Origin of the sequence: Aquabacterium sp. (genome assembly GCF_036279655.1) — a bacterium.
Taxonomy (GTDB): Bacteria; Pseudomonadota; Gammaproteobacteria; order Burkholderiales; family Burkholderiaceae_C; genus Aquabacterium.
Window position 1 is genome coordinate 1 of record NZ_DASUIT010000113.1, and the last position, 7,572, is coordinate 7,572.

At 65.4% G+C, this 7,572-nt stretch carries 5 protein-coding genes and 1 riboswitch; of the genes, 1 reads left to right on the top strand and 4 read right to left on the bottom strand.

Annotated elements, in window-relative coordinates:
- The 3 genes from uca to VFW84_RS12820 form a co-directional block, all read right to left on the bottom strand.
- On the bottom strand, positions 1–2,819 hold a 2,819-nt coding region (gene uca, locus VFW84_RS12810), incomplete at its 3' end, for an urea carboxylase (RefSeq protein WP_329680852.1).
- A gap of 6 nt (positions 2,820–2,825) precedes the next feature.
- Entirely contained in the window at positions 2,826–3,509 is a 684-nt protein-coding gene (locus VFW84_RS12815; RefSeq protein WP_414638980.1) for an urea amidolyase associated protein UAAP2, read from the bottom strand.
- 15 nt (positions 3,510–3,524) lie between these two features.
- A complete protein-coding gene (locus VFW84_RS12820; protein ID WP_414638982.1) occupies positions 3,525–4,223 on the bottom strand; it encodes an urea amidolyase associated protein UAAP1 in 699 nt (232 codons plus the stop codon).
- Between the two features lie 266 nt (positions 4,224–4,489).
- Positions 4,490–4,607, bottom strand: a riboswitch (guanidine-I (ykkC/yxkD leader).
- A gap of 379 nt (positions 4,608–4,986) precedes the next feature.
- Between VFW84_RS12820 and VFW84_RS12825 the strand changes: the two genes are divergently transcribed.
- On the top strand, positions 4,987–6,789 hold the full coding sequence (locus VFW84_RS12825; RefSeq protein ID WP_329680854.1) for an ATP-binding protein: 1,803 nt from the start codon (positions 4,987–4,989) through the stop codon (positions 6,787–6,789).
- Positions 6,790–6,795: 6 nt separating this feature from the next.
- Here the strand turns inward: VFW84_RS12825 and VFW84_RS12830 are convergent.
- Positions 6,796–7,572: M24B family metallopeptidase (locus VFW84_RS12830; protein ID WP_329680855.1), on the bottom strand; the 777-nt coding region annotated here is incomplete at its 5' end.

The window sequence follows — 7,572 nt, forward strand, 5'->3', positions numbered from 1 at the left end:
TTTTCGATGGCCAGGCGCGTGGCGCTGTCATCCCATGACAAGGGCAGCCACACGGTGCGCGTGGGCACCGAGATGTCATCGCTGGTGGCCAGCGTGGCTTCTGCCTGGTTGAGCGCCGCCAGCAGTTGCGTGCGGGGCAGGTTCATCGGATCAAAGTGGATCTGCGGGGAGCGGATGCCTGGCGTCATGTCGACGATGCCGGGCAGCTTGCCTTGCTCACGCATGCCTTGCAACGCGCTCATCACGGCGTGCACGTGGAAGCGCAAGGTCAGGTCCAGCTGCAGCGGGCCGTATTCGATGAGCACGTAGCGGTCGCCCGCCTGGCGGATCACGCGATCGGCCTGCGTGTCGATGATGGGTGACAAGCTGGCCGTGACTTCATGTGCCGGCACGCCTTGCGGCAAGGCGGGGGCACTGATCGCTGCAGCGTTGGCGCGGGGCTCGCCGACGGATGCCACCAGCGCGTCCACCGCGTGCTGCATGGCCTCGGCTTGCGCCACGGTGATGGCATGAAAGCGCACCGAGTCACCGGCTTTGAGTTGGCCCAGCTTCCAGCGCTCGGCCCCTACCACCACGGCAGGGCACACGAAGCCACCCAGGCTGGGGCCGTCCGGGCCGAGGATCACGGGCATGTCACCGGTGAAGTCGATGGCGCCGATCGCATAGGCGTTGTCGTGGATGTTGGATGGGTGCAGGCCGGCTTCACCGCCATCCGTGCGGGCCCAGTGCGGCTTGGGGCCAATCAGGCGCACGCCTGTGCGGCTGCTGTTGTAGTGGACCTGGTAGTCGGTCGAGAAGAAGACGGCGATGTCATCTGGCGTGAAGAAGTCCGGCGAGCCATGCGGGCCGTACATCACGCCAATGTCCCAATGGCGGCTGAGTGTGGGGGCGAGCTCCTGGGGCAGGGCGTGAGCCGGGTGGCTGGGCGCGCTCAAGGACAGGTCACCGAAGGCGGGCGAGCCGGCAGGGGCTGGGCTCACATGCAGCATGTCGCCGGTTCGCAAGGTGCGGCCGGCATGGCCGCCAAACTGGCCCAGCGTGAAGGTGCTGCGGCTGCCCAGATACAGCGGCACATCGAGCCCGCCTTGTGTGGCCAGGTAGGTGCGCGCGCCCCCTTCGGCCAGTGGTGCCGTGCCCAGCTTCAGGGTACTGCCAGCCTTGATGGGCAAGGCACGGTTGAAGGCTTGATCGGTGCTCAGCACGACGCCGTTCAGTGTCACGGGCATGGGGGCACCTGTGAGGGCCACGACCAGGTCGGCATGGAAGCGCAGGGCAGGGCCACCCACGGTGCACTCCAGCGCGGCCTCACCTTGCTCATTGCCGACCAGCTTGTTGGCCAGGCGCAGATGCAACTCGTCCATGGGGCCTGAAGGTGGCACACCCACGTCCCAGTAGCCGGTGCGGCCAGGCCAGTCCTGCACGGTGGTCTGCACGCCGCCGTCCAGCACCTCGATGGCACGCGGGTGCCATTCGAACTGCCCCAAGGTGCGCGTGACGATCTCGCCTTGCACGAACACAGGCGCAGCCGTCACGGCGCGCAGGTAGCGCAGATTGGTCTCGATGCCAGCCAGGCTGGTCTCGGCCAGCGCTTTCTGCAGCTTGTGCACGGCTTCTTCTCGCGTTTCGCCCGTGACGATGAGCTTGGCCAGCATGGGGTCGTAATACGGCGGCACATCGGTGCCGCGCTCTACCCAGCCGTCCAGCCGCACATCGTCAGGGAACACCACCTCGGTGAGCACGCCCGCGCTGGGCTGGAAGTTGCGTGCCGGGTCTTCGGCATACAGGCGCACCTGGATGGAGGCGCCCTTGGGCTTGGGCGCGTACAAGGGCCATTGATCGCCCCGGGCCAGGCGCACCATCCACTCCACCAGGTCCACGCCGGTGACCTGTTCTGTCACGCCATGCTCCACCTGCAAGCGGGTGTTGACCTCCAGGAAATAGAAAGCGCCCGTGTCGGCATCAAGCACGTATTCCACCGTGCCGGCCGAGCGGTAGGACACCGCCTCGCCCAGGCGTACGGCTGCTTCCAGCAGGGCCTGTCGCGTGGCGGGAGCCAGGCCAGGTGCGGGTGTCTCTTCGATCACCTTCTGGTTGCGGCGCTGGGCCGAGCAGTCGCGCTCGCCCAGGGCCACGACCTGGCCCTGCCCATTGCCGAACAGCTGCACCTCGATGTGGCGGGCGCGCTCCACGAACTTTTCCAGAAACAGGCCGGCGTCCTTGAAGTTGGCTTGTGCCAGCCGGGCCACGGCTTCATAGGCCGCGTCCAGTTCGGCTTCATTGCGCACCAGGCGCATGCCGATGCCACCGCCGCCGGCCGTGCTTTTCAGCATCACCGGGTAGCCGATGCGTGCGGCTTGCGTGCGGGCGTCTGCGGCATCCGCCAGCAGATCGCTGCCAGGCAGCAGGGGGACGCCATGTTGTTGGGCCAGCTCACGCGCGGTGTGCTTGAGGCCGAAGGCCAGCATCTGTTCGGCGGTCGGGCCGATGAAGGCGATGCCAGCTTCTTCACAGGCTTGGGCAAATCCCGGGTTTTCCGACAGGAAGCCGTATCCAGGATGAATGGCCCCTGCGCCCGTCTGCCTGGCGACATCCAGAATGCGGGCCACATCCAGATAGCTTTGCGCAGCCGGGGCGGGCCCGATGCACACGGCTTCATCGGCCATGGCCACATGGCGGGCGTCGGCATCGGCTTCGGAATACACCGCCACACTGCGCAGCCCCATCTTGCGCAAGGTGCGGATGATGCGGCAGGCGATGGCGCCCCGGTTGGCGATGAGAACGGTGGTGAAGCCCTTGGCTTGCGGCGAGGTGTCAGTCATGCTCGTTCAGTCCCAGACCAGGAATTGCGCGGGGGTGGGGTTGTAGGCATTGCACGGGTTGTTGAGCTGCGGGCAGTTTGACACCAGCATCAGGATGTCCATCTCGGCGCGCAGCTCCACGTACTTGCCCGGGCCCGACACCCCATCGGCAAAGGTGAGCTGGCCGTCTTCGGTGACCGGCACGTTCATGAAGAAGTTGACGTTGGGCACCAGATCGCGCTTGCCCAGGCCGATGTCGGCGTGCTGCAGGGCGATGAGGTAGTTGTCGCGGCAGCTGTGCATGAACTTTTTTTGCAAGGCATAGCGCACGGTGTTGCTCTCGGCCGCACAGGCGCCGCCCAGGGTGTCGTGCCGCCCGCAGGTGTCGGCCACGATGGTCAGCATGGGATTGCCTTCGCTGGACATCAGCACCGAGCCCGTGGTCAGGTAGATGCCACCCTGGCTGAGCATGGTGTCCGTGGCGCTGTAGTGCTCGGCGGCGTCGTTGGCGTTGTAGAAGATCACGTCGACCGCCTGGTTGCCTTCCAGGTCGACGATGCGCAGGGTCTGCCCCTGCGCGATGTGCAGCAGATAGGGCTCACCCGATGGCAGCACGTGGTTGACCACGGCCTGGGCCGGATCGAGCTGGCTTTCCTGGATGCGCACGGCCGTTGCTGCGGCGGTGTTCATGTTGTCTGCGGTGGCGTTCATGGTGGGCGCTCCGGGTCAGAGGTAATACATGTCGGCGTTGTGCAGGGCACGGGCGCACTCGGGGCGGAAGGCCCGGTTGAAGTCGTCCTTGGGCGCAGGGCCCGACTTCCATGCGGCCAGCCCGACCTTGCCGGGGGCGTAGTCAGGGCGTGGGTCCAGCGGGTGTGGCGCGGTGGAAAACGCGATCAGCGTGTCCATGTCGAAGCGCAGCTCCACCATGGCACCGGCGGCCGCGTGGCCAGGCGCAAACTGGAAGCGGCCTTCGGCGTCCACCGACACCTTGCTGAAGAAGTTCACCGGGGCGATCAGATCGCGGCGGTTCAAGCCGTACTTGCCGATCTCGATGAGCAGGCCGTCCTTGCCGCTGCGGTACATCGCGTTGCGGTGGGTGTGGAAACTGCGCCCGCCGTACTTGGTGTGCAGGCGCTCGGCATCCAGCAGGCCGCCCATGGGGTCGTGCCAGCCCAGGGTGTCTTCGGTGATGCTGGCCAGGGCGCGCCCCATGTCGCTCATCAGCACGTGGCCGCGTGTGTAGTGGGCGGTGTGCTGTGCCTTGAGCGAGTCGGGCATGTTGTAGCGCTCGAGCTTTTCCCTGGCGTGGTAGAGCACCATGCTGAGGTTGGCGCCAGCATCCAGGGCCACCATGCGCAGGCGGCTGCCTCGGGGCATCACGTAAGACCAGTGGCCACCACCGGGCACGACCTCGGACCACATCACGCGTTCGGCGGGCAGATCCGGTGCGAAGCGCTGCCAGTGGGGCAGGGCGTCCACAGGCTGATCGGCGGGGGGATTGGCAGGTGCCGTTTCGGTAGAAGGGGTGCCTGGGGAGCCATGATCGTGGCGACCGCGATCATGGCTCCAGGCACTGTGGTCATCCACCGTGTTGATGGAGGACTGACTACGCTGTTCGTCGGCTGACATGGGACTCACTCCGGGCAGGTTGGGAAGCACGAGAGAGGACACTTCATGTGCTGAAGCGAACCTCCCGGGCTTTTGTCCCGCCGTGGAGCCAGTGCCGGCAGTGAACCGACTCGGGCCGGTAGCTCTCGGACCAGCCATCCCGCCATGAGCGAGACCGGAACCCTAGCCACCTTTTCGAAGCAACGACATGACGTCGTTCCTCTCTGGCCTGAATACACGCAAACTTGATGCCAGCCCTTTGGCCTCTGTGCCATCAGGTTTGTGCCTGAACTTGGTGCCGGATCGCCTTGGTCACCTGATGGCCTGACATGAAGTGGTGCATCCCCCCGATATGAGGGTGGGAATATGTATCAGTCTGGCGCATTGGTGCAGTGCATCCAAGGGCGTTCACGGTGTTGCCGCTTGCGCGTCTTGTTGATACTGCAACCGTTGCCTTTGGCCTGGCGGCGGGCTTTTCCCGGTGCCAGGCCCTTTCCAGACAGGCGGCCGAAAAATGCACACCGATCACGCACAAGCCGATCATTTGACCGAACAGGTTCTCACCGCGAGGACCCGGATGCTTTTTTCGCACATTCCCATGGGCACCACCATTGCGGCCGGTCTGGGCTGCCTGATTGCCATCATGGTTGACTACATGGTGGCCGAGCCGATGGGCGTGCCGGGGTGGGGCTGGCTGGCCGGCCTGATGATGATCGCTGCCATCCACATTGCCCGCAGCATCCTGTATTTCCGGGCCAAGGACCGCCAGCATCCCAGGTGGATGCGCAACGTCAAGTACAGCATCTTCGCGCTCAGCGCCTGGTGGGGCGCCATGTTGTGGATGTTGCCCGTTCGGTCACACATCGAACTGCAGGCGACCTTGATCGGCACGCTGTCCGGCCTGGCGGCCTGCGGGGCATTCATGCTGACGGTGGACCGCTCGGCTGCACGCATCTGGTTGATGCCCATGCTGACCTCTGTCGCTCTGTACTGCACAACGTTGAACTCGGTCCTGGGCTTGTTTGGCGCTTTCAGCATCACAGGCTTCATGGGCGTGTTGTGGATGGAAACAGGGCGGGCTCACCGTCGCGTGGGCGAATTGCTGTTCCTGCGCTTCACCAATGAGCGGATCACGGCATCGCAGGCGGTGGCGCTGCGCGAGGCGGAAGAGCTCAGCCAGGCCAAGGGACAGTTCCTGGCCACCATGAGCCACGAAATGCGTACACCCTTGCACGGCATCCTGGGCTTGTCTCGCCTGATTCGCGGTGAGTTGCGCAGCCAGGAGGCCCACGAGCGCATGAACCTGCTCGAATCCGCCGGGCAGCATCTGCTGGGTGTCATCAATGATGTGCTGGACTACTCCCGCTTGCAGGCCGGTCGCATCGAGCTCTCACCGGCGCCTGTGAACCTGCCCGATCTGGCCCGCGAGGTCACGTCGCTCGCCGCGGTCAACGGCACGGAAAAAGGGCTGGATGTGGTGCTGGATTCCGAACTGCCCTCGGACTATCTGGTCCATGTGGATGGCGGCCGGCTCAAACAGATCCTGCTCAACCTGCTGGGCAATGCCGTGAAGTTCACGGAGCAGGGGCGGGTGACCATGCGCCTGTTCGAGTTGCCCCATGAAGACGGCCAGCCATCGCGCATCGGCCTGGAAGTGGCCGACACGGGCATCGGCATCCCCGAAGATGAGCTGGCCCGGGTGTTCGATGCCTTCCATCAGGTCGACGGGCGCTATGAGCGCAAGGCAGCTGGCAGTGGCCTGGGCTTGAGCATTGCGCGTGAGATTTGCGTGGCCATGGGCGGCGAGCTGACCTGTGACAGCCAGCCGGGCGAAGGCTCGACCTTCCGTTGTGTCCTGCCCTTGGCACGCATGACGGCACACCTTGCTCAACCTGCCACCAAGGCGGCCTCAGCCGCCACGCCAGTGGCCATGACGCCAGGCAAGGCGCCAACCGCGACGGTGCTGCTGGTCGAAGACAACCCGGTCAATGCGATCGTGGCACTCACCGAACTCGAACAGATGGGCTTGCGCGTGGCCCACGCCGAGAACGGCCAGCTGGCCCTGGAGTGGCTGGCCCGGCACGAGGCCGACCTGGTGCTCATGGATTGCCACATGCCCGAGATGAACGGCTTCGATGCCACGCGGCACATCCGCATGATCGAGTCGCAGCGTGGCGTGGCGCCTGTGCCCATCGTGGCACTGACCGCCAGCACGCAGCAGGAGGTGCAGCAGGAGTGCCTGCAGGCGGGCATGAACGATTGCCTGTCCAAGCCTTTCCTGCGCGGCGACTTGCTGCGCGTGGTCAAGCGCTACGTGACCGGCGGTGCGCGCCGCTCGGACCGACAGACCCAACCCTTGGAACTGGCCCTGGCGAGTTGATGCGCCTCAGCGCGCGACCGGTTCGGTACGCGTGTTCAGCCAGGCCAGCGCATCCCCTGTCAACAGAGGGCTCAGGCGCCTGCGCACCTCTGCGTGATAGCCATTGAGCCAGGCGATTTCATCATCACGCATCAGGGACAGGTCGATACAACGCGTGTCGATCGGGCACAGCGTCAGCGTTTCGAACGCCAGGTACTCGCCGTGCTCGGGCGTGCCGGGCGCGGCGTCAGGCACCGCCGATTCAAGCAGCACGTTCAGCACCAGGTTCTCAATGCGGATGCCCCATTGTTTCGGGCGATACAGCGCCGGCTCGATGGACGTGATCATGCCGGGCTGCATGGCCATGTTGGCATCGGGTACCGCCTTGGAGATCGACTGCGGTCCCTCGTGCACATTGAGGAAGTAGCCCACGCCGTGGCCAGTGCCATGCCCGAAGTCCATGCCGTGTTCCCACAGCGGGGCGCGGGCCATGGCGTCCAGCATCGGGGCCAGGGTGCCACGCGGGAAGCGCGTGCGCGACAGGCCCATCGTGCCCTTGAGCACCAGGGTGTAGTCGCGCTTTTGCGCGGCGTTGGGCGTACCGATAGGCCAGACGCGGGTGATGTCGGTGGTGCCGCCCACGTACTGGGCGCCGGAGTCGATCAACAGCAGGCCTTCCTCGCACAGGCCTTGCGGCGTGCTGATCATGGCGTGGGATTCAGCGGTGGCTCGGTAGTGCGGCTGGGCACCGTTCGCATTGAAGCCGGCGATGGTGGGAAAGCTCAAGGAGACGTAGCCCGGCTG

Coding starts and splice junctions, on each gene's coding strand:
- VFW84_RS12815 (WP_414638980.1), bottom strand. CDS start 3,509: ATGAACGCCACCGCAGACAACATGAACACCGCCGCAGCAACGGCCGTG.
- VFW84_RS12820 (WP_414638982.1), bottom strand. CDS start 4,223: ATGTGGTCCGAGGTCGTGCCCGGTGGTGGCCACTGGTCTTACGTGATG.
- VFW84_RS12825 (WP_329680854.1), top strand. CDS start 4,987: ATGCTTTTTTCGCACATTCCCATGGGCACCACCATTGCGGCCGGTCTG.